Source organism: Burkholderia sp. 4NA327C6 (genome assembly GCF_005502655.1).
Taxonomy (GTDB): Bacteria; Pseudomonadota; Gammaproteobacteria; order Burkholderiales; family Burkholderiaceae; genus Burkholderia; species Burkholderia contaminans.
Genome location: NZ_SCNZ01000034.1, coordinates 18,163 through 39,498, shown reverse-complemented (window position 1 = coordinate 39,498; position 21,336 = coordinate 18,163). Strand labels below are relative to the sequence as shown.

At 68.5% G+C, this 21,336-nt stretch carries 19 protein-coding genes and 1 pseudogene; 10 read left to right on the top strand and 10 right to left on the bottom strand.

Features of this window, described 5'->3' with window-relative positions; translation table 11 throughout:
• Positions 1–42 precede the first annotated feature (42 nt).
• Genes FFS49_RS28530 through FFS49_RS28510 form a run of 5 tightly spaced genes read right to left on the bottom strand, consistent with a single transcriptional unit; the run spans position 43 to position 5,379 of the window.
• Complete coding sequence (locus tag FFS49_RS28530; protein WP_105816403.1) at positions 43–1,542, bottom strand: efflux transporter outer membrane subunit; 1,500 nt, start codon at positions 1,540–1,542, stop codon at positions 43–45.
• Complete coding sequence (locus FFS49_RS28525; RefSeq protein ID WP_105816402.1) at positions 1,539–2,522, bottom strand: HlyD family secretion protein; 984 nt, start codon at positions 2,520–2,522, stop codon at positions 1,539–1,541. The genes FFS49_RS28530 and FFS49_RS28525 overlap by 4 nt, the downstream gene beginning before the upstream one ends.
• 1 nt (position 2,523) lies before the next feature.
• Complete coding sequence (locus tag FFS49_RS28520) at positions 2,524–2,736, bottom strand: DUF1656 domain-containing protein (protein WP_039369242.1); 213 nt, start codon at positions 2,734–2,736, stop codon at positions 2,524–2,526.
• A 34-nt stretch (positions 2,737–2,770) separates the two neighbouring features.
• Positions 2,771–4,903, bottom strand: coding sequence for an FUSC family protein (locus FFS49_RS28515; protein WP_071335686.1), 2,133 nt, complete (start codon positions 4,901–4,903; stop codon positions 2,771–2,773).
• A complete protein-coding gene (locus FFS49_RS28510) occupies positions 4,900–5,379 on the bottom strand; it encodes a MarR family transcriptional regulator (protein ID WP_039369247.1) in 480 nt (159 codons plus the stop codon). Before FFS49_RS28510 ends, FFS49_RS28515 begins: the two co-directional genes overlap by 4 nt.
• A gap of 311 nt (positions 5,380–5,690) precedes the next feature.
• On the opposite strand from FFS49_RS28510, the gene FFS49_RS28505 reads away from it, so the two are divergent.
• Entirely contained in the window at positions 5,691–6,551 is an 861-nt protein-coding gene (locus FFS49_RS28505; protein WP_105816401.1) for a MaoC family dehydratase N-terminal domain-containing protein, read from the top strand.
• Positions 6,552–6,762: 211 nt separating this feature from the next.
• Positions 6,763–7,050: a DUF1330 domain-containing protein gene (locus tag FFS49_RS28500; protein ID WP_039369252.1), complete on the top strand. Its 288-nt coding sequence runs from the start codon at positions 6,763–6,765 to the stop codon at positions 7,048–7,050.
• 61 nt (positions 7,051–7,111) lie between these two features.
• Here the strand turns inward: FFS49_RS28500 and FFS49_RS28495 are convergent, their stop codons facing one another.
• The 3 genes from FFS49_RS28495 to FFS49_RS28485 all read right to left on the bottom strand — a co-directional run bounded on the left by FFS49_RS28495 (position 7,112) and on the right by FFS49_RS28485 (position 11,385).
• Positions 7,112–8,812, bottom strand: a complete 1,701-nt coding sequence (locus FFS49_RS28495) for a dihydroxyacetone kinase family protein (protein WP_105816400.1) — start codon at positions 8,810–8,812, stop codon at positions 7,112–7,114.
• Between the two features lie 243 nt (positions 8,813–9,055).
• Positions 9,056–10,156, bottom strand: coding sequence for a sigma 54-interacting transcriptional regulator (locus FFS49_RS28490; RefSeq protein ID WP_046547211.1), 1,101 nt, complete (start codon positions 10,154–10,156; stop codon positions 9,056–9,058).
• Entirely contained in the window at positions 10,153–11,385 is a 1,233-nt protein-coding gene (locus FFS49_RS28485) for an acyl-CoA dehydrogenase family protein (protein ID WP_224755938.1), read from the bottom strand. The genes FFS49_RS28490 and FFS49_RS28485 overlap by 4 nt, the downstream gene beginning before the upstream one ends.
• An 18-nt stretch (positions 11,386–11,403) precedes the next feature.
• Between FFS49_RS28485 and FFS49_RS28480 the strand changes: the two genes are divergently transcribed.
• The 5 genes from FFS49_RS28480 (at position 11,404) to FFS49_RS28460 (ending at position 16,578) form a co-directional block, all read left to right on the top strand.
• Positions 11,404–11,955: a hypothetical protein gene (locus FFS49_RS28480; RefSeq protein ID WP_137910210.1), complete on the top strand. Its 552-nt coding sequence runs from the start codon at positions 11,404–11,406 to the stop codon at positions 11,953–11,955.
• Between the two features lie 46 nt (positions 11,956–12,001).
• Positions 12,002–12,562: an FMN reductase gene (gene msuE, locus FFS49_RS28475; RefSeq protein WP_039364563.1), complete on the top strand. Its 561-nt coding sequence runs from the start codon at positions 12,002–12,004 to the stop codon at positions 12,560–12,562.
• Between the two features lie 36 nt (positions 12,563–12,598).
• Entirely contained in the window at positions 12,599–13,702 is a 1,104-nt protein-coding gene (gene sfnG, locus FFS49_RS28470) for a dimethylsulfone monooxygenase SfnG (protein ID WP_039364505.1), read from the top strand.
• Positions 13,703–13,876: 174 nt separating this feature from the next.
• Entirely contained in the window at positions 13,877–15,106 is a 1,230-nt protein-coding gene (locus FFS49_RS28465; protein ID WP_105816398.1) for an SfnB family sulfur acquisition oxidoreductase, read from the top strand.
• A gap of 23 nt (positions 15,107–15,129) precedes the next feature.
• Positions 15,130–16,578, top strand: a complete 1,449-nt coding sequence (locus tag FFS49_RS28460) for an APC family permease (protein WP_105816397.1) — start codon at positions 15,130–15,132, stop codon at positions 16,576–16,578.
• 65 nt (positions 16,579–16,643) lie between these two features.
• Here the strand turns inward: FFS49_RS28460 and FFS49_RS28455 are convergent, their stop codons facing one another.
• Entirely contained in the window at positions 16,644–18,074 is a 1,431-nt protein-coding gene (locus FFS49_RS28455; RefSeq protein WP_224755937.1) for a PLP-dependent aminotransferase family protein, read from the bottom strand.
• Positions 18,075–18,276: 202 nt separating this feature from the next.
• Here FFS49_RS28455 and FFS49_RS28450 point away from each other — a divergent pair, with 202 nt between their 5' ends.
• Positions 18,277–19,059, top strand: coding sequence for a sulfite exporter TauE/SafE family protein (locus tag FFS49_RS28450; protein WP_039364558.1), 783 nt, complete (start codon positions 18,277–18,279; stop codon positions 19,057–19,059).
• 364 nt (positions 19,060–19,423) lie between these two features.
• Positions 19,424–19,684: pseudogene (locus FFS49_RS28445) on the top strand (epoxide hydrolase); the annotation flags it as partial.
• Positions 19,685–19,715: 31 nt separating this feature from the next.
• Here FFS49_RS28445 and FFS49_RS28440 read toward each other — a convergent pair.
• Positions 19,716–20,363, bottom strand: coding sequence for a LysE family translocator (locus tag FFS49_RS28440; RefSeq protein ID WP_105816395.1), 648 nt, complete (start codon positions 20,361–20,363; stop codon positions 19,716–19,718).
• A gap of 110 nt (positions 20,364–20,473) precedes the next feature.
• Here FFS49_RS28440 and FFS49_RS28435 point away from each other — a divergent pair, with 110 nt between their 5' ends.
• Complete coding sequence (locus FFS49_RS28435; RefSeq protein WP_039364498.1) at positions 20,474–21,325, top strand: LysR substrate-binding domain-containing protein; 852 nt, start codon at positions 20,474–20,476, stop codon at positions 21,323–21,325.
• Positions 21,326–21,336 lie beyond the last annotated feature (11 nt).

The following is a 21,336-nucleotide window of genomic DNA, read 5'->3' as shown; positions in this document are numbered from 1 at the left end:
CCAGGTACCCGTGGTGCACTGAAGATGACGGCGCTGCCGTGATTACTTGCTGGTCGCGGGTGTCGCGGCGGCGCGTGTGGCGTCGCGGCGGGCGTCCGGTGCGGCCGTCGTACCGTCGGATTCCCACCCGCCGCCGAGCGCGAGGAAGAGTCGAACCTGATCGGTCGCGACCTGGCCTTCGGCTGCCGCCACCTGCGCCTGCGCGCTCGTCAGCGTGCGCGTCGCATCGAGATCGGAGATGAACGACTCGCGGCCGGCCAGATAGAGGCGATGCGTTTCGTCGGCGGAATTGCGTGCCGATTCATACGCGGTGCGCAGCGCTTCCATGCGCTGCACGTCGGCTGCATAGGTCGCGAGGCTCGACTGTGTTTCGCGCAGCGCGTTCAGCACGACGCCGTCGAAGTGCGCGAGCGCGCCACCCGTCGCGGCTTCGGCCTCGCGCACGCGTGCTCGCTGGCCGTTGACCGGGAACGACCAGCTGATCAGCGGGCCGATCGACCAGCGATTCGTCGTGGACGAGAACAGATCCGCGGCGACACCGACCGAGCCGGCCGACGCGCCGATGCTGATCGACGGGTACAGCGCGGCGGTCGCCACGCCGATCCGCGCGGTCGCGGCCGCGAGTTGCCGCTCGGCCGCGCGCACGTCGGGGCGGCGGCGCAGCAGCGCAGCGCCGTCGCCGATCGGAATCGGCTGGCGCAGCTTCGGCAGGCGCTCGCATTCGGCGACGGCCTTCGGCAGGTCGGCGGGCGAGCGCGCGAGCAGCGCGGCGAGCTGGTATTGCGCGACTTTACGGCGGCCTTCGAAGCGCGGGATATCGGCGGCGAGGGTGCGCACCTGCGTCACGCCACGCGTCACGTCGGTCTGGTTGCCCCGCCCGGCATCGCGCAGCCGCTGCGACAGCGAGACGCGCTGCTTCTGCAGCGCGAGCGACTGCTTCGCGACGGCCAGCTCGTCGCCGGCCGAACACGATTCGACGTATGCGCGCACGACGTCGGCGACGACTGTGATGCGCGCCAGGTCGCCGGCTGCCTGGACGGACTCGCTGTCCGCGCGCGCGGCTTCGACGCCGCGCCGCAGCTTGCCGAACAGGTCGATTTCGTACGACACGTTGATGCCGACCGCGCCTTCGTTGACGACCGGCAGCTTGTTCTCGAGCAGGTATTGCTCGGCCGATTCCTGGGCGCGCTGCACGCCGGCTTCCGCGCGGCCCGAGAAGCCGCCCTGCTGGCTTGCGACTTCCAGCGCTGCGCGCGAGCGCGCGAGGTTGGCCGCGGCGACGCGCAGGTCGGTGTTCGACTTCAGTGCGTCGCGCACGAGTGCGTCGAGCACGGGATCGTCGTAGAGCTGCCACCAGTTGCCGGGCACGGCGTCGCGCGACACGAGCGTGCCGTTCGCATCGTCGAGCGCATGGTTCGCGAGCGGCGCATTCACGTACGCCTGCTGCGGCAGCGTGTAATCGGGGCCGACGGACTTGCACGCGCCGAGTGCGAGCGCAAGCGGCGCGAGCGTCGCGGCGAGGCGCAGACCGTGGCGCTTCATTGCGATGCTCCTGCTGCGCCGGCGGCCGTGCCGGAAGCCGTCGATACCGATGTGACGGCCGACGAAGTGCCGGCGGCGGCGGCTGACGGGTTCGGGTTGTCTTTGCGGCGCGTATCGGCTTCGCGCATCGAGACGGTCGCGGTACGGCCCGCGATCATCCGGAAATCGTCGGGTACTTCGTCGAGCACGACGCGCACCGGCACGCGCTGCGCGAGCCGTACCCAGCTGAATGCCGGGTTCACGTTCGGCAGCAGGTTCGCGCCCTGCGTGCGGTCGCGATCCTCGATCGCGGCGACGATGCTCTGCACGTGGCCGCGCAGCGCATGCGGCTCGCCCATCACGATGATGTCGACCGGCTGGCCGATGTGGATGCCGCGCAGCTTGGTTTCCTCGAAGTAGCCGTCGACGCGGAACGAATTGCGGTCGACGACCGACAGCACCGCGCGGCCGGCCGGCACGTATTCGCCGACACGCGGCGCGCGGTCGTTCAGGTAGCCGTCTACGGGACTGACGATCGTCGTGCGCTGCAGGTTCAGCTTCGCGGTGTCGAGCGACACCTGCGCATCGGCGACCGCGGCTTCGCCCTGTTCGACGCGCGTGCGGCTTTCCTCGACCTGTTCGCTCGCGACCAGGTTGCCGAGTTGCAGGTTGCGGGCGTACTCGCGCTTCGCCTGGGCGAGCGTCGCGCGGCGCTGCGCGAGCGTGGCTTCGGCGAGCCGTTCCGCGAGCGTGTAGCGGGCCTGGTCGATCACGAACAGCACCTGGCCGCGCTTGACCTCCTGGTTGTCGGCGACCTGCACGGACGTGATGAGGCCCGCCACGTCCGGCGCGACCTGGATCACGTCGGCGCGCACGTGACCGTCGCGGGTCCACGGCGAGAACATGTAGTAGTTGACGATGCGCCACAGCACGATGGCAGCCACGACGACGACGATCAGGGTGAGCAGGATCTGCCCTGCCGAGAGCCAGGTTTTTTTCACGTTAGGTAGCCACGAGGTGGTGGGAAACGATGACGACGGCGGCCAACACGAATACGTAGATACCGAGGTCGAAGATCGAACGGTGCCAGACGAGGCGGTAGAAGCCGACGCGCTCGAGCACGGCGCGCACGACGATGTTGATCAGGTAGGCGATCAGCATCAGCACGAGCGGAGCCGGCACGAATACGCCGAAGATGTCGATTTCGCCGATCATGGTTGCGGTCGGAAGGACGGATGGGAAAGCGGGATCATGCGCGTGCTCCGTCCGGCGCCCGCGGCGGTTGCCCGGCCGCGGCCGGATACAGCGACAGGCGCAGGCCGACGAGCGCGTGCAGCGTGTCGCGCAGCCGGCGATGCGTGGCGGGCGTGGCCGGCGCGGCGGGCGCCGTGCCGTTTTCCGCCGGTGCGGCACCCGGCAGGTTGCGGCCCGCGACTCGGCGCAGCGCGTCGTCGATCGTCGCGAGCAGCGCGGGCGGCGCCGGCTGGCGCGCGTTCGCGGCGACGCAGCGTTCGTAGTGGTCGGTGACGCCGGCCAGCACGCGATCGATCGCGTCGGGCACGTCGCCGGACAGCCGGCGGCGCGAGCGGCGCAGGTCGAGCGCATTGAGCGCGATGCGCAGGTCGCGGAAGCTTTCGATCGACGGGTGGCGATGATCGTCGGACGCGCCGAGGCGCGGCAGCAGGTGCGTGACGCGGTCGAGCATCCGCGATGCGTGGTTGCGCTGGTCGTCGAGCGGTTGCGTCGACGCGGAGCGTGCGACGTCTTCCCAGCCCGAGCGCAGCAGGCGCCGCACCGCGAGTTCCGCGCCGAACGGCCGTGTCGCACGCGTCCATACATACGCGAACAGCAACCCGGCGACGCCCGCGAGGTTGCTGTTCAGGAACACGAAGAAATCGGCGTCGTACGCACCCTGGATGCTGATGAAGGTGGCCGTGTTCACGGCGACGAGCATCGTCACCATGTTGAACTGCGGGCGCGGCAGCAGCGTGCCGATCAGGATGAACGGGCCCGCGAACATCACGACGAGCATCGCGAAATCGTGCACGTGCGGCAGCACGACGAACAGGTACAGGCCCGCGAACACGACGCTCGCGGTCGTCGCGAGGAAGAACTTGAACACCAGCGGCGCCGGCTCGTCGAGCGCGGCGAAGAAGCTGCACGACACGGCCACGAGCGTGACGGCCGCGGCGCCGTCGTGCCAGCCGGACGCGATCCACAGCCAGCTCGCGAACACGATCGCGGCGGCGACGGTCAGCGTCGAGAACAGCATCATCCCGCGATCGAAGAAGCGTTCGGTGCCGCCGAGCCGCCAGTGCCGGTAGCGCGGCTGCCAGACGCCCGCTTCGTTGCCGATCAACGCGCGCAGCGAGCGGCAGTCCTGCCAGATGTCGATGACCTGGCGCAGCCGCCACAGCGCGTTCGACAGCAGCGCGCCGTCCCAGCTCGCGAGCGCCTCGTCGGCCGGCTGCAGCGCGGCGATGCGTTCGCGCAGGCGGTCCGCGACCGGGTCGTCGGCCATGTCGCCATCGGCGCCGGCACGCACGGCCGGCAGCGGCGCGTCGAACCACTTCGCGGCGTCGGCAAGCAACGCGTCGAGCCCGGGCGGCCGGATGTGCAGGTCGCGCATCAGCGCGATCAACGGATCGGCGAGCGACGACATCAGCGGCAGGAACAGCTGCATCCGGCCCGCGAGCGCCTGCGCGCGCGCGAGGATGCGCGGGTGCGCATGGTCGTAGCTCAGCTGGCTCAGCAGGAATTCGAGGCCCGTGATGGTCGCCGCGAGGCGTTGCCGGCACGCGGACAGCGCCTTCCCGGCGATGTGCCCGGACAGCGTCTCGCGGCCGTAGAACGCGGCGTCCTTGAACCACGCGTCGGTGCGCTCGATCAGCGTCGGCGCGAGCCGGTTCGGGAAGATCGCGCTGCCCACCACGCTCGCGCATACGATGCCGAGCACGATCTCCTCGGTGCGCGCGATCGCGACGTCGAACACGGTGGACGGATCGGTGACGGTCGGCAGCGCGATCAGCGGCATCGTATAGCCGGCGAGCATGAACACGTAGCTGCGCGCGGTGCGGTCGGAGATCGCGAGGTAGAGCAGCGTGCCGCACCAGGTGGCGACGATGATCGCGAACAGCAGCGGCGTCTCGACGAACGGCGGCACGAAGAAGATCGCGGCGGCCGCGCCGAGCGCGGTGCCGAGCGCACGATACAGCGCCTTCGAGCGCGTCGCGCCGACGAACGGGTTCGACACGATGTAGACGCTTGCCATCGCCCAGTACGGACGAGGCAACTGGAAATACAGGCCGAGATACAGCGCCAGCATCGACGCGGCGAACGTCTTGCCCGAGAAGAGCCAGTCGCGAAGGCTCGGATAGGTCATGACGTGGCGTCGCCGGTGTGGGAGGCGCGCGCGGCGGGCGTGTGAGACTCGAAGGCATTGAATGCGTCGAGCACGCGCAGCGTCGCTTCGAGATCGGCGCGCGTGACGCCCTTGAGCACCTGCGCGCGCAGCACGCGCAGGTCTTCCTCCATCTTCGCGGTGACCGCGCGGCCGGTGGCCGTCAGCGAAATCGTTTTCGCGCGGCGGTCGTGCGGATCCTCGTCGCGGCGCGCGAGGCCGGCCGCGCACAACTGGTCGAGCAGGCGCACGAGCGATGGCCCTTCGATGCCGACGTATTCGGCGAGCGTACCCTGGCGCACGCCTTCGCCGAGGCGCCCGGTGATCAGCAGCGGTGTCGCGCAGGCCTCGGACACGTTGTACGCGGTCAGCACGCCGTCACTCGTGCGGCGCCACTTGCGCGCGGACAGCACCAGCAGGCTGCTGACGGCGAGGCGGAGGTCGTGCAGATTGGTCATGGGCGAGATGATAGGGGCAAATTAATTCGATAGCAAACTATCGGTTTTGTCACCCGGATGACACGCCGCACGCGGTTCGCCCGCCCGCTTGAAGCAATTTAGGCGGCGTGCCGGCGATGGTCAAGCCGTAAGGTTTTGCCGGCACAGGAGGTGCGATCCGCGGCCGCGATCGAATGGTCAGACGAAAATGGTGCGGCTGGCCGCTCGGCAGGTCAGGCAGGTTCGAAGCCGGGGTTCGGGAAATCCGGCTTCGCGAAACAGCGCGCGGCGTGCATATTGAGGCCGTTGCAAGCCTCCCGGAGATTCCGCACGTGACCACTTCATCCCCGCAGCCTCCCGTCCCGACGTCGCTCGACGCGTGGCTCGGCAAGACCGAAACGCTCGGCGACGACATCACCGCGTTCCCGCTGAACGCGCTGGCGGCCACGCTCGACCGCCCGTCGCCCGGCGACTTCGTTCCGCCGATGTGGCACTGGCTCTATTTCCTGCCCGTCGCGCCGCTGGCCGAAGTCGGCCCCGATGGCCACCCGAAGCGCGGCGGCTTCCTGCCGCCCGTGCCGTTGCCGCGCCGCATGTGGGCCGGCGGCCGCCTGACGTTCCATGCGCCGCTGCGCACGGGCCGGCGCGCGACGCGCGAATCGACGATCGAGAACATCGAGGACAAGACGGGCCGCAGCGGCCGGCTCGTATTCGTGACGGTGCAGCACCGGATCGAGTGCGACGGCGCGTTGTGCGTCGAGGAAGAGCACGACATCGTCTATCGCGATGCGCCGCAGCCTGGCTCGCCGGCGCCGAAGCCGGTCGCGGCGCCGGAAGGCGAGACGTGGTCGCGCACGGTCGCGGCCGACGCCGTGATGCTGTTCCGCTATTCGGCGCTGACCTTCAACGGTCATCGCATCCACTACGACCGCAGCTACGTGACGCAGGATGAGGGCTATCCGGGGCTCGTCGTGCACGGCCCGCTGATCGCGACGCTGCTCGTCGATCTCGTGCACCGCGAACGGCCAGCTGCGACGCTCGCGAGCTTCGCGTTCCGCGCGGTGCGCCCGACGTTCGACGGGGAGCCGTTCACGCTGTGCGGCAAGCCGTCGGATGATGGCCAGACGATCGAGCTGTGGGCGAAGGATCGCGACGGCTGGCTGACGATGCAGGCCACCGCGACGCTTGCGTGACGGGCTCCGTGCCGGTCATCCGCGCGCGGCAGGATCCGTACGCGGTTGACCGTCGGCGCACGCGGCAAGCCGGCCGGACGCGCACTCTGCCAGCCCCGACGTTCGTCGCCAAACCCCTGTAAGCTGCTGGCAGGTCGCGTGCCGTTCGCCGGACCCGGCGATGCGCGGCCGGCCCGTCCCCCTTCCACGCAGCGCATCAGGAGCACGCATCTTGGCCACCTACATCGTGTTTACACGTGAAAGCATGCAGGACCAGCAGGAATTCGACCTCTACCAGAGCAAGGTCGGCGCAACGCTCGCCGGGCATCCGGTGAAAGTGCTCGCAGCCTATGGGCCGCAGGAAACGCTCGAAGGCGAAGGCCCGGAAGGCGTCGTGATCGTCGAATTCCCGTCGAAGGAAGCCGCGCACGCGTGGTATCACGGCCCCGAATACCAGGCCGTCGCCCAGCACCGCTTCAAGGGCGCGCGCTATCGCGCCGTGCTGGTCGAAGGCGTCTGAACGACGTGCATCAGGTGTGTCCGGCGGCGCGCCGCGACGCCGGACGCCCGGCCTTCGATCTTCATCCGATGTGTGCCTGCAACGCACGCAGCCAATACGACACCGCGACCGCGCCGCCGTCCGGCGTGCCGATCGCGCGTTCGCCGAGATAGCTCGCGCGCCCTGCGCGAGGCGTCATGCCTGCCGTTTCCTGCGCGCCGCGCTCGGCGGCTTCGACTGCCGCGGCCCACGCGCTCGCGGGATCGCGATCGTTGTCGAGCGCACGCTCGAATGCCGCGACGGCCGGCACCAGCGCATCGAGCATCGTGCGGTCGCCGGCGCGCGCGCCGCCGAGTTCGCTGATCGAATCCACCGCACCGCGGAACGCCGCGGCCCAGTCACGCGCCGACGGCTCGGCGATATCGGCCAGCCGGCGCGATGCGCGCAGCAGTGCGGTTGCATAGAACGGCCCCGAGCTGCCGGCGATCGCGCGGCGCAACGCGGCGCCGAGCGCCGAGAGTGCGCCGGCCGGCGTGCCGTATGCGGCTTCCGGCAACGCGAGGATCGCCTGCGCGGCGCGCAGCATGCTCGCGCCGAGATCGCCGTCGCCGGCCGCCGCATCGAGGTCCGTCAGCGTCTGCTCGTGATCGATCAGCGTCTGCGCGACCGCGTGCAGCGCCGGTTGCAGGCGCGCGGCCCACGCGCGGCCGGCCGCATCGAGCGGCGGCAACGGGGCTTCCGGCACAGCGGCCGAGGCCACGCGGATCTGCGTATTCACCGCGCCGCCGCCCGGCCATGCGCGCGCCTGCGTCGGCGCGTCGAGCAGCACCGCGCGTTCGTCGTTCAGCCGCAGCACCGAGATCGAGCAACCGGGCATGTTCAGCGCCGACAGGAACGTGCCGGCCCACGCGCGTGCGACGACGATGCCGCGCCGGTGCAGGTTGTCGTGCGCGGCGCGCAGCACGATCGCGAGTTCCATGTCCGGCGTCGCGCCGAGGCCGTTGACGAACAGCGCGACGCGCTCACCGCGGTCGAGCACGAGATCGGCGGCGATGCTCGACAGCAGCGTGTCGACCAGCGCATCGACCGGCAGCGGCGCGCGGCGTTCGACGCCTTTCTCGCCATGGATGCCGAGACCGAGTTCGATCTCGTGATCGCCGAGGCTGAAGCCCGACTTGTCGGCGCCCGGGATCGTGCAGCCGTCGAGCGCGACGCCCATCGTGCCGAGTTCGGCCGCCGCGTCGCGCGCGATCGCCGCGACGCGGGCGAGCGGCAGCCCGCGCGCGGCGGCCGCGCCGGCGAGCTTGTGGATCAGCACGGTGCCGGCGATCCCGCGCCGCTGGCCGCGCTCGACGCGGCCGCGCAGCGACACGTCGTCGGCAACGATGACCGTCTCGACCGGAATGCCTTCGGCGCGCGCGAGTTCGGCGGCCAGCCCGAAATTGAGCCGGTCGCCCGTGTAGTTCTTCACGATCAGCAACGCGCCGTTCGGGCCGGCGCTGGCACGGATCGCGGCGAGCACGGCGTCGGTGGACGGCGACGTGAACACTTCGCCGCAGACGGCCGCGCTCAGCATCCCTTCGCCGACGTAACCGCCGTGCGCGGGCTCGTGGCCGCTGCCGCCACCGGAGAGGACGGCGACGGGACGCTGCGCGGGCTCGGGCAGCGGCTGGCGGACGAGCACGTGCTCGTCGCCGAGGATCGCGACATGCGGCGACTGCCGTGCGATGCCTTCCAGCATTTCTCGCACGACATCGGACGGGCGGTTGACAAGCTTTTTCATGGCGACGGGTTCCGGACGGGTGAACGAGACTCGGCCGGGCCCACACGGGCGCCGGACGGCCGTTCGTGTTGCGGAGGATCATGCAGGCGCGCTGTCGCCGAGGGCAGGCGGTCATGTAATGGAGGACCTGCTGCAGGGGCGAAGCGACACGCTTCGCGTCACGATACATCAGGTTGGGACGTTGATGTATGGAATGGGGCGCGATCGCGCCGGAGCGGGGCGGCGGCGCGCCCCCATACGCGGCTACTTCACCGCCGCAATTTCCTTCGCGCGGATCAGCCGTGCGCGCAGCACGTTGCGGCTGATGCCGAGCAGCCGCGCGGCCTGGATCTGGTTGCGGTGGCTGAATTCGAACGCGACGCGCATCACGGTGTCCTCGATGCGTTCGAACAGGTTGCCGTGATCCTCGTCGAACAGGTCGCGCAGCGCGCGTTCGAGTGCGGCCTGCGCGCCGGCGGCCGGGTCGGGTTCCTGCTCCGGCGCGCGCACGGCGGCCGTCGGCACGCCGGGTGACGCGATATGCAGATCGGCCTCCTGCAGCGAATCGTGGCGACTCACGAGCAGCGCGTGATGGATCACGTTCTCGAGTTCGCGGATATTGCCGGGCCAGCCGTGTGCCTCGAGCCGGCGCTCGGCGCGCGGGTCGATGCTGCGCGGCCCGTAGCCGAGGCGGCTCCTGTAGTCGTCGAAGAAGTGGCGCGCGAGCGGCAGGATGTCGCCCGGGCGCTCGCGCAGCGTCGGCACCGCGAGCTGCACGACGTTGAGCCGGTAGAACAGGTCGCCGCGAAACTGCCCGTTCGCGACGGCCTGCTGCAGGTCCACGTTGGTCGCGGCAACCACGCGCACGTCGATCGGCACGCCGGTGCGCGAGCCGAGCCGCACGACCTCGCGCTCCTGCAGCACGCGTAGCAGCTTGACCTGCATCGATAGCGGCAGGTCGCCGATCTCGTCGAGAAACAGCGTGCCGCCGTTCGCGGCTTCGAACCAGCCGGGCTTCGCGCTGAACGCGCCGGTAAACGCGCCTTTCTCGTGGCCGAACAGCTCGCTCTCGACGAGCGTCTCGGAGAAGGCGCCGCAGTTCACCGCGATGAACGGCCCGTTGCTGCGGCGGCTGAGGCCATGCACGTGACGCGCGATCAGTTCCTTGCCGGTGCCGGTCTCGCCGACGATCAGCACGTTCGCGTCGCTCGGCGCGACCAGGCGAATCCGGTCGAGCAACGCGACCGAGCGCGGATCGACGAACACCTGCGCGCGGGCACGAATGGATGTCGCCAGCGCGGGCCGGTCGGGCAGCGTGAGGACGGGCGCGGCGTCGGGCCACGCATCGGAAGGAGTGTGGTTCACGAGTAGAAGCCCGGCGTCGGATAGGTTTGCTTGAGCGCCCATTCGCCGATCTCGCGAATCTTGTACGCGAGCGGGTCGTGGAGCGTGTGGGTGCGCAGGTTGCGCCAGTGCCGGTCGAGCCGCAGCGCGCCGTGCGTCGCGCGGGCACCGGCGACGTCGAACATGCGCGTGCAGAGATCGAGCCCGGTGCGCGCGGCCGACACCTTCGCGGCTGCCGTGGCGAGCGCGACCTGGCCGCGTTCCGCTTGGGTGAGCGCCGCATCGCGCGACCATGCGGCGTCGAGCCGGTCCGCCGCGCGGTCGGCGAGCACGCGCGCGGCCTCGAGCCCGACCCAGAATTCGCCGTACTGGCCGAGGATGTACGGATCGTCGCCGGTGCTTTCGACCTGCGCGCCGGGCCACGGCCGTGCCTCGTGCAGCGTGTAGTGCCGCGCATCGTTGAACGCGGCTTCGGCGATGCCGAGATACACGTTCGTCAGCACGAGCTGCGCGACGAGCGGGCGCAGGCACGCGAACGGCGTCGACAGCGGGCCGGGGTCCGTCAGCAGTTCGTGATCCTCGACGCGCACTTTCTCGAACGTGACCGTGCCGCTGTCGGTCTGGCGCTGGCCGATGTTGTTCCAGTCGTCGGCGATCGAGATGCCGCTGCGCTGCGTCGGCACGGCCGCGATCAGGAACGCGCGAGTCTGCGCATCGTGCGCGGACGCGATCAGCATCTGTGAATCGAGCGCCCCCGAGCAAAAGCTCTTCTGGCCGCTGAATTCATGCCATGCGCCGCGCGAGCGGCTGACCGTGCGCGCGTCGAGCGGGTTCAGTGCATTGCCCCAGAACCACTGCTGGCGCGCGGTGCGCTCGAACCACGATTCCCACTGCGCGGGCGCGCCGAACAGCCGCACTGTTGCGAGCATCAGGTGGTGGAAGCCGAACACGTGCGCGAGCGAACTGTCGGCCGCCGCGAGCACGCGGACGACGTCGAGTGTCGTGCGCCAACTCGCGCCGAGGCCACCGTAGGCGGCGGGGATGCTCAGCGCGAGCAGGCCGCTGTCGCGCAGCTGATCGCGCTCGGCCTTGGGCGTGCCGCCCTGCTGGTCGCGCTCGGCCGCGGTGCGCGCAAAGCCGGCCGCCAGGCGCTCGGCGGTTTGCAGCGCGTCCGGGGGCACAGGTTCGTCGCGGGATGGCGCGACGACGCGCAGGCCTTCCGCGCGGGGCGATACGGAAATGGATGTCATGGCGGTGAATGCGTCGGGTTGCTGCACGCGTGCGCTCAGGTCACACAGGGCGCTGCTGACCGGGTGCTGCGTGATCAGCAGAGTGTTCAACGTTTTACGCAACGCCGGAAACATCGATTTCTGATAACCAATGCGGGATTGCTGCGCTGGACGCAGCCGCACGTGGCGATGTCGCGCGGTGCGGCGATCCGCGGCACGCAAGGTGACGATGCAACAGCCATGTCGACGCTGCTGCAAGGATGCGACGCGCTGCACAGGCACATGAATGCGGAAAGTGGCCGCCAACGCGTGCGGAAGGGCGCCGCGCGCGTGCCGGAATCCGTGCCGAAGCGGAAATGCGCGCCTTCCGCACACCGTGTTGCTGATCACGCAGCAGTCCATCAGCAGCGCTGTTTCCCCGAGTTCATCGCGCTGCGGAATATGGTTGTGATGCCGTCGCGGGCACGCTTATCAACGTGCGGTGAACAACCGGGACGCCATGACAGGCCGTCGAGCGCGATGCATTTCGTCATGCAGACGATTGATCTCCCTGTCGATCATCGAAATGGCACGCTCCTTGCTGACCCATGACGCGACGGGTGCGTCGGCACCTGAATCGACAATGGGAATGCAATCGATGAGCAATGCAATCAACGTGGTCGCGATATCGGGCGGCCTGCAGCGACCGTCGCGCACGCTGGCGCTGACCGACGCGATCGTCGCGGCGCTCGGCGCCGCGCTGCCGATCGAAACACGGCTGATCGAACTCGGCGAGATCGGCGGCCGGCTGGCCGGTGCGCTGACGCGCGCGCAGGTGCCGGCAGACCTCGAGGCGCAGATCCGCGCGATCGAGACGGCCGATGCGCTCGTCGTCGCGAGCCCGGTGTATCGCGCGTCGTACACGGGCCTCTTCAAGCACCTGTTCGACCTCGTGCATCACGAAGCGCTGATCGACGTGCCGGTGCTGCTCGCGGCCACCGGCGGCAGCGAGCGTCATGCGCTCGTGATCGACCATCAGCTCCGTCCGCTGTTCAGTTTTTTCCAGGCCCGCACGCTGCCGATCGGCGTGTACGCGTCCGAAAGCGATTTCGACCAGTACCAGATCACGAACCCGGCGCTGCGCGCGCGTATCGCGCTCGCCGTCGATCGCGCGGTGCCGCAATTGCGCCCGCATGCGCTTTCCGTCGCGGCCGCGTAGGCCGTCTGTGATTTCTCTTCCGACCAGGACACACTCATGAGCCATACCGACCCTTCCGCCGACGGCGTCAAGTTCGCCTACTGGGTGCCGAACGTCAGCGGCGGCCTCGTCGTCAGCACGATCGAGCAGCGCACCGACTGGAGCCTCGAATACAACCAGCAGCTCGCGCGCACGGCCGAGGCGGCCGGCTTCGACTACGCGCTGAGCCAGATCCGCTTCACGGCCGGCTACGGCGCCGAATACCAGCACGAGTCGGTGTCGTTCAGCCAGGCGCTGCTGCATGCGACGACGAAGCTCAAGGTGCTCGCCGCGATCCTGCCGGGGCCGTGGCATCCGGCCGTGGTCGCGAAGCAGCTCGCGACGATCGACCACATCTCGAACGGGCGCATCGCGATCAACGTCGTGAGCGGCTGGTTCAAGGGCGAATTCACCGCGATCGGCGAGCCGTGGCTCGAGCACGACGAACGCTATCGGCGCTCGAAGGAATTCATCCAGGCGCTGAAGGGCATCTGGACGCAGGACAACTTCACGTTCAAGGGCGACTTCTACCGCTTCAACGACTACACGCTGAGCCCGAAGCCGGTGCAGAAGCCGCACCCGGAGATCTTCCAGGGCGGCAGCTCGCGTGCGGCGCGCGACAACGCGGCGAGCGTGTCGGACTGGTACTTCACGAACGGCAATACGCCGGAGAACCTGAAGGCGCAGATCGACGACATCCGCGCGAAGGCGGCGGCGAACAACCATCGCGTGCGCATCGGCGTCAACGCGTTCGTGATCGCGCGCGATACGGAGGAAGAGGCGAAGGCCGTGCTCGACGACATCATCCGGCACGCGCACGTCGAGGCCGTGCACGCATTCGGCGACGCGGTGAAGCAGGCGGGCAAGGCCTCGCCGGAAGGCGAGGGAAACTGGGCGAAATCGACGTTCGAGGATCTCGTGCAGTACAACGACGGCTTCCGCACGAACCTGATCGGCACGCCGCAGCAGATCGCAGAACGCATCGTCGCGCTGAAGGCGATCGGCGTCGACCTCGTGCTCGCGGGGTTCCTGCATTTCATCGAGGAAGTCGAATACTTCGGCCAGCGCGTGCTGCCGCTCGTGCGCGAGCTCGAGGCACAGCGGCAGGCGGTTGCCGCGTAATGCTAAGGCCGGCGTGCGGCGGGCAATCATGCATGCCGCGCGCGGGCCTTCCGAACGGGTGACGCCGATCGCGCTTGCGCGTCATTCCGATTCGACGTTTCGGATATCGAAACAGGAGGCTGGCGGAGGCTTCGCGGCACCGCCGGCCGGTTCATGAGTTTTGCCGGAAATCACATGTCCACGGAAATCATCGAAGAAAACGTGCAACCGCAAGCGGGCGCCACGCCCGTTCCCGTCATCGGCTCGGATGCCGAGGCACTCGACGTCGCGCATCAGGTCGCGGCACGATTGGCCGAGCACGCCGCGTTGCGCGACCGCGAGCGGAAGCTGCCGTTCGACGAGATCGAGCTGTTCTCGTCGAGCGGCCTGTGGGGCATTACCGTGCCGCGCGAGTACGGCGGCGCGGAGGTGTCGAACGTGACCCTCGCGGAAGTAATCGCGATCGTTTCGCAGGCGGACCCGTCGCTCGGCCAGATCCCGCAGAACCACTACTGCCTGATCGAGGATATCCGCCTCGAAGGCACCGATGCGCAGAAGCGCTTCTTCTTCGATCTCGTGCTGAAGGGCACCCGCTATGGGAATGCGTTCTCCGAAGCGGGTGGCAAGAACGTGCTCGACATCCAGACGCGGGTGCATCGCGACGGCGACGCGTTCGTGCTGAACGGCCGCAAGTTCTATTCGACCGGCACGCTGTTCGCGCACTGGATTCCGGTGCTCGCGCTCGACGAATCGGACCAGGCCGTGCTCGCTTTCGTGCGGCAGGGCGCGCCCGGTTTGACCGTCGTGGATGACTGGAGCGGCTTCGGGCAGCGCACGACCGCGAGCGGCACGGTGATCGTCGAGAACGTGCGGGTGAGCCCGTTCGAGATCTTCCACACGCAGCGTTCGTACGACCGCCCGACCTTCGCGGGGCCGTTCGCGCAGATCACGACCGCCGCGATCGATCTCGGCATTGCGCGCGCCGCGTTGCAGGACACGATCGCGTTCGTGCAGCAGCATGCGCGCCCGTGGATCGACAGTGGCGTCGAACGCGCGAGCGAGGACCCGCTGACGGTCGCGCAGATCGGCGACATCGCGTACCGCGTGCACGCGGCCGAAGCGCTGCTCGCGCGCTCGGGCCGCTTCGTCGACGCGGCGAAGCGCGAGCCGAGCGAGGAAACGGTGGCGCAGGCCGCGATCGCGGTGGGTGAGGCGAAGATCGCGACGACCGAGGTATCGCTACTCGCGGCGAGCAAGCTGTTCGAACTCGGCGGCAGCAAGTCGACGCTGGCGAAATACAACTTCGACCGCCACTGGCGCAACGCCCGCGTGCATACGCTGCACGACCCGGTGCGCTGGAAGTATCACGCGATCGGCAACTACTACCTCAATGGCGTGAAGCCCGCGCGCCATTCCTGGAATTGACCGGCCCCTGACGAGGTAATTCGATGAGTCATCCCGTAAGTTCCGCGCAGGCATTGCCTGCGCACAATGCCGTGCCGCCGGCGGGCGGCCTGCGACGCAACTACCTGAGCCTGCCCGAACTGATCGCGCAGTCGATCGGCCTCGTCGGCGTGTCGGGCGGGATCGGTGTGCTGATCCCCGCCGTCTTCGCGACGGCCGGTAACGGCACGTGGCTGGCCTACCTGTTCGCGATCGTCGCGCTGCTGTTCGCGTCGTGGAGCATCTCGGTGTTCGCGCGCGACTCGGCGTCGCCGGGCGCGCTGTATGCGTACGTGTCGGCCGGCATCGGGCCGGTCTGGGGCGCGATCTGCGGCTGGTCGCTGCTGATCGCCTATGCGGTGGCCGCCGCGGGCATCCTGCAGGGGACGATCAACACGTTTCTGGTGCTGGGCCGCGAAACCGGACTGCTCGGCAGCGCGACGCCGCTCGGCGCAGTGCTCGGGCTGACGGTCGTCACCGCGTTCGCCGCGTGGTACATCGCGTTTCGCGACATCCGGCTGTCCACGCGCTTCACGCTGTTCGTCGAACTCGCGACGCTGCTGCTGATCGCCGTCGTCGTGATCGGGACGATCGCGTTCGGCGGGCATCCGGTCGATCGCGCGCAGCTGACGCTGGAAGGCGTGAAACCGACGCAGCTGCAGCTCGGGATGGTGCTCGCGTTCTTCAGCTTCACGGGGTTCGAGAGTGCGACCGTGCTCGGCGCGGAAGCGCGTGACCCGTTCCGCGCGATTCCGCGCGCGGTGCTGATCAGCGTCGTCGGGCCGGCGATCCTGTTCGTGATCGGCGCGTACGGGATGGTGAGCGCGTTCCACGGGCAGACGCCGCCGCTCGATCAGGTCGACGGCCCGCTCGCGGTGCTCGCGCATCGGCTCGGGGCCGGCTGGGTCGGCGTGCTGATCGACGCGGGCGTGGCGCTGAGTTTCTTCGCGGCGTTCTTCTCGTCGATCAATGCGGCGGCGCGGATCGTCTATACGTTCGGGCGGCAGGGCGTGCTGCACGCGTCGACGGGCCAGGCGCACGAGCGCAATGCGACGCCCCACGTCGCGGTGGCGCTGATCGCGGTGTTGGCGCTGGCCACCGCACTGGTGTTCACCGCGCGCGGCACCGCGCTGCTCGATTCGTATGGCTATCTCAGTTCGATCGCGACGTACGGCTGGCTGCTTGCGTACGTGCTGGTGGCGATCGGCGCGCCGCTTTACTTGCGCCGGCAGGGCCGGCTGCACGTGCGGCATGTGGCGATCAGCGTCGTGGCGGTCGTGCTGCTCGCGATTCCGCTGGCCGGCAGCGTGTATCCGGTGCCGGCGGGCGTCTATGCGTGGCTGCCGTATGTGTTCGTCGCATTGCTGGCGATCGGGCTCGGGTGGTTCCTGGTGCTGCGCGTCCGGTTTCCGGAACGGTTGCGCGAGCTGGAGGCCGAGTTGCTGACGAAGTGACGGCTTGATATTGATCCGGATACCGAATCAGGCGGGTGATGTACGACGACACATCCGCGCGATGCTCACTCGGTGGCGTCGAAATCGTCCTCGCGGCCGTTCAGCATCGCGGTCAGCGTGCGTAGGCCGGCGTCGAGCTGATCCATGCTCGGCGCGGCCAGCGCGAGCCTGATCGCGTTCGGCGCATGGCCGGACGAAACGGCGAAGGTGGTCGACGGCGTCAGCCCGATGTCGCGCCGGGCCGCGGCTGCGACGAGGGCCTGCGAACGCCAGTGCGCCGGCAACGTCAGCCACAGGTGATAGCACTTGCCGTTGGTCCGGACATCGAAACCCGCCAGACGCTCGATCGCCAGCGCCTGACGTGCAATTGCGTCGATGCGTTTCAATCTCGCGAGTTCGGCCACGGTGCCGTCACGCATCAAGCGCTGAGCGGCTGCAAACGCGAACCCGGAAGCGGTCCATCCCCCCGAGCGTACCGACGCCATCACGCTTTCGCGCAGCCGCGGCGGCGGCACGATGAAGCCGAGGGTCAGGCCTGGCGTGACCCGCTTGGACAGGCTGTCGATCACGATGCAGGCGTCCGGGGCGAGTGCGGCCAGCGGCGGCTCGTCGCCGAGAAAGCCGTACACGTTGTCTTCGATGACCGGTATGTCGAGTTTGTCGACGACACGCAGCAGATCGGCGCGGCGAGCGGCGCTCATCGTCGTGCCGAGCGGATTCTGGATGGCTGGCTGAACGTAGATCGCCGACAGCCTGGCCTCGCGGTGGGCCTTTTGCACGGCGTCGGGCCGCACGCCGTCGTCGTCCATCGCCAGTGGCACCAGCGAGATCCCCAGCTTGGCCGCGATGCCCTTGATGAACGGGTAGGTCAATGCCTCCACGCCACAGCGTCCGCCGGTCGGCACGACCGCGGCAACGGCCGCGGCGATGCTTTGCCGCCCGTTGCCGGTAAACACGAGCTGGTCGGGCGATGGGGCCCATTCATGCTGCGCCAGATACGCGGCGGCAACGCTTCGGATGACCGGGGTCCCGGTACTCGTCGCCTCGCGTAACGCGGCGTCGAGCTCCGCAGGTCGGTGCAATCCGCGCAGGCTTCTGGTGATCAACGCGGTCTGGGCCGGGACGGTCGGGTAGTTGAACTCGAAATCGATCCGAACGCCGCGCGGCTCGCCCGGCGCAGCGGCCCCGCGTCGCGTCTCACCCGACACGAAAGTGCCTCGGCCGACTTCGCCGACCACAAGGCCGCGCCGTAACAGTTCCGCGTAAACCCGTCCCGCCGTCGATGCGGCGATCGCATGCTGGTCGGCGAAATGACGCTGCGGAGGCAGGCGGTCGCCCGGCCTGAGCGTGCCGTCGGCAATTTGGGCGGCGATCGCGTCGGCCAACTGCAGGTATTCGGAATTCGACATGGATTGCACCGATAACAATGAATATTGCACCGAGGTCAATGTTTTAATTGCACTGAGATAGACGGCGGTGCATTCTGCTTTCGTCAAGTCGATTGTACCGGGGCTGAAATGCTTGTGCGGCCCATGCGGCCTGCGGTGCGTTGGTGTACCGCATCGCCCCGGTACCTCATTGGAGAAGCAGCATGGGTGCAACGCGTTCAACCCGGATCCATCGTGCGGCGATGCCGCGCGTGCGACCCGCTCCGTGGCTGTCCGCCACGCCGCGATTCGAACCGGCATGGAGGTCGTGATGGCGACCCCTGCTGCGATGGGCCTGCAATTGACGCTGGCCACGATCCTGATCGCGTTTGCCGGCGTGTTCGTGATCGCGTTCATGCGCGGCGCGTTCGGTGGCGGATTCGCGATCATCGGCATTCCGCTGCTGTCCCTCGTGATGGACCCCGTGACGGCCGGCGGCTTGCTCGCCCCGCTGTTCATCGCGATGGACCTGTTCGCGCTGCGGTACTGGAAGCCGTCGACATGGTCGAAGCCCGACCTCGTGCTGCTCCTGCCGGGGCTGGTGGTCGGTATCGGGTTCGGTTACCTGGCTTTCCGCTTCCTCGACCATCGCGCCATCGAGCTTTTGATGGCGGTGGTCACGCTGGTCTTCGTCGGGCTGTGGGTGAGGGGCGGGGCGGAGCCGACGGTTCGTCCGCGTTCGTCGCCGAAGGCAGTCTCGGCCGGCCTTGCATCGGGCGTCACGACGATGGTCGCGCACTCGGGCGGGCCGCCGCTCGCGATGTATCTGCTGCCGCTTGGCCTCAGCAAGGAGATGTACGCGGGAACGACGAGCCTGTTCTTCACCGTGGGCAATGCGATCAAGGCAGTGCCATGGCTGCTGATCGTGCAGCCGACCGCGAACGTCTGGGCGTTGATGGCGGTGTGCCTGCTTGCCATTCCGGCCGGCGTGGTGTTCGGCTGGCGGCTTCACGGCAGGCTGGACCAGCGCCTGATCTACCGGAGCTGCTACGGATTGCTTGCGGTGACCGCATTGAAACTGCTCTGGGACGGCGTTTCCGGCTATCTCGCGTAAAACCGGCGCGGGGCTGTCATGGTTCCGGTTCCCGGTTCTCATGGGTGGCTGAAAATCAGTAGTGCTGAGATGAAAACCCTCGAAAACGGGAGCATCCATGCCAATCGATATCCTTCCCCCCGGCACCGTCGCGACGTCGATTCATGGGCGCGGCCGCAGCGGCCGCCATGGCGGGTTCGCTGAGTCGCCTTGCTTGTGCAGAAGCGGAAACGGCGCAGCCTGTCGCGGGCATTGCCCGATCGGCCCGCGGCGCCGGGGCCGCCGTGCGTCCGCTGCGGGTGCATGCGACCGACGCGCAGCTCGCCGATTTGCGGCGACGGATCGACGCGACGCGCTGGCTCGAACGGGAAACGGTCGCAGATGCATCACCCGCACGGGCATTTCGTCGGCCCGGCTGTACCGGGAGAGCAAGCTCAACTTCCTTGAGCCGAAGCACGTGGCCATTCCGGTGGCCGTGAGCGTGTTTGCGGACGAGATCTACGCGGCGCCGAAGCGCTGGGTGCAAAACGCGTATCCGAGGCTGATCCACTACAACCGCTTGCCCAAGGGCGGTCACTTTGCACCGTGGGAGCAGCCGCAGGCGCTTTCGGGTGCGCAGCGCGCGAGTTTCCACGCACTGCGTTGAACGGCATCCGCGCGGCGGCGTGATTGGCGCACTATGCCCCGCCCGCCATCTTCGCCGCATCGACCACCATCTGCACGCCGAGCCCGCCAAGAATGAGCCCCATTGCCCAGCGCTGCGCGAGCAGCAGCATCGGGCGCCCGTGCAGGAACGTCGCGATGCTGCTCGAACAGATCGCCACCAGCCCGTTCGCGGACGCGAACGCGACGATCAGCAGCGAACCGAGAAACAGCGATTGCCCGAGCACGCTGCCGTTCCGATAGTCGATGAACTGCGGCAGCAACGAAATGAACAGCATCGCGAGCTTCGGGTTCAGCACGCTGGTCGTCGCGCCCAGCGCGAGCAGCCGCAGGGGGCGCTCTCTCGGCAATGCCTGCACCTCGAACGGCGAGCGGCCACCGGGCCTGACGGCCTGCCAAGCGAGATACAGCAGATACGCCGCACCAACCACGGCCAGCCCGCTGCCTGCATAGGGCACGCTCATGAACAGCGTCGTGATCCCGAACGCCGCACCGAACATGTAGAACAGGTAGCCGATCATCACGCCGCCGAGTGAAATGAGCCCTGCCGTGCGTCCCTGCGCGATCGAGCGCGACATCACGTAGACCATGTTCGGCCCCGGCGTGACCGCGAGCATGCCGCCGATGACGAGAAATCCATAGAGCGATCCGGACGTATGCATGTCTGATGATTCCTGCAACGAGTAAGGGTTGACGGGATTCATTGTCCGACCGTGGAGGAGAACAGTAAAACGGGATAAACTGAATCGATTGATCAGTTTTTCTGAAGAAGATGAAGAAGCTCGACCTCGATGTGCTCGCGATGGTGGTGGCCGTGGCGGAATCCGGATCCTTTGCGCAGGGCGCGCAGGCGGTGCACCGGTCGCCGTCGGCGGTGAGCATGCAGATCAAGGCGCTGGAAGACGCGCTCGGCAAGCCGCTCTTCATCCGCGACACGCGCAACGTGACGCCGACCGACGACGGCACGATGCTCGCCGAATACGGCCGCCGGATGCTGGCGATGCGCGACGAGGCGTGGGCGTCGGTCGTGCGCCCGGAGGTCCGCGGCCGCGTGACGATCGGCGTGCCCGACGATTACATTTCGTCGCTGCTGCCGCAGGTGCTCGGCAAGTTCGCCGCGATGCATCCGCGCGTGGAAATACGCGTGATCGGCCAGCCGAGCAGCGCGCTCGTGCCGATGCTGAAGGACAACACGGTCGACCTCGCGTGCCTCACGCGGATCAAGGGGGTGACCGGCGAGCTGATCCGGCTCGAACCGCTCGTCTGGGTCGGGTCGCCGAAGCGCAACGTGTGGGAAGAGCGGCCGCTGCCGGTGGCCTTTTTCACGCACGGCGGCAGCATGGCGCGCGATCACGCGGTCAAGGCGCTGAACCGGCGGAAGATCCCGTACCGGATGTCGTACGAGAGCCCGAGCCACCTCGGCCTGCTCAGCATGGTGGAGGCGGGGCTCGCGGTTGCGCCGCTGGCGCGCTGCTGCATTCCCGATCACCTCGTGCAGCTGTCAGAAAGCCACGGGCTGCCGCCGCTCGGCGAAATGGAGGTCGTGCTCGCGCGCAGCGCGCAGTCCGCGCGCCCGCCGTGCGACTACCTGGCCGAGCAGATTCTCGGCGAATGGCGCACTTGAGCGGCCCGCCG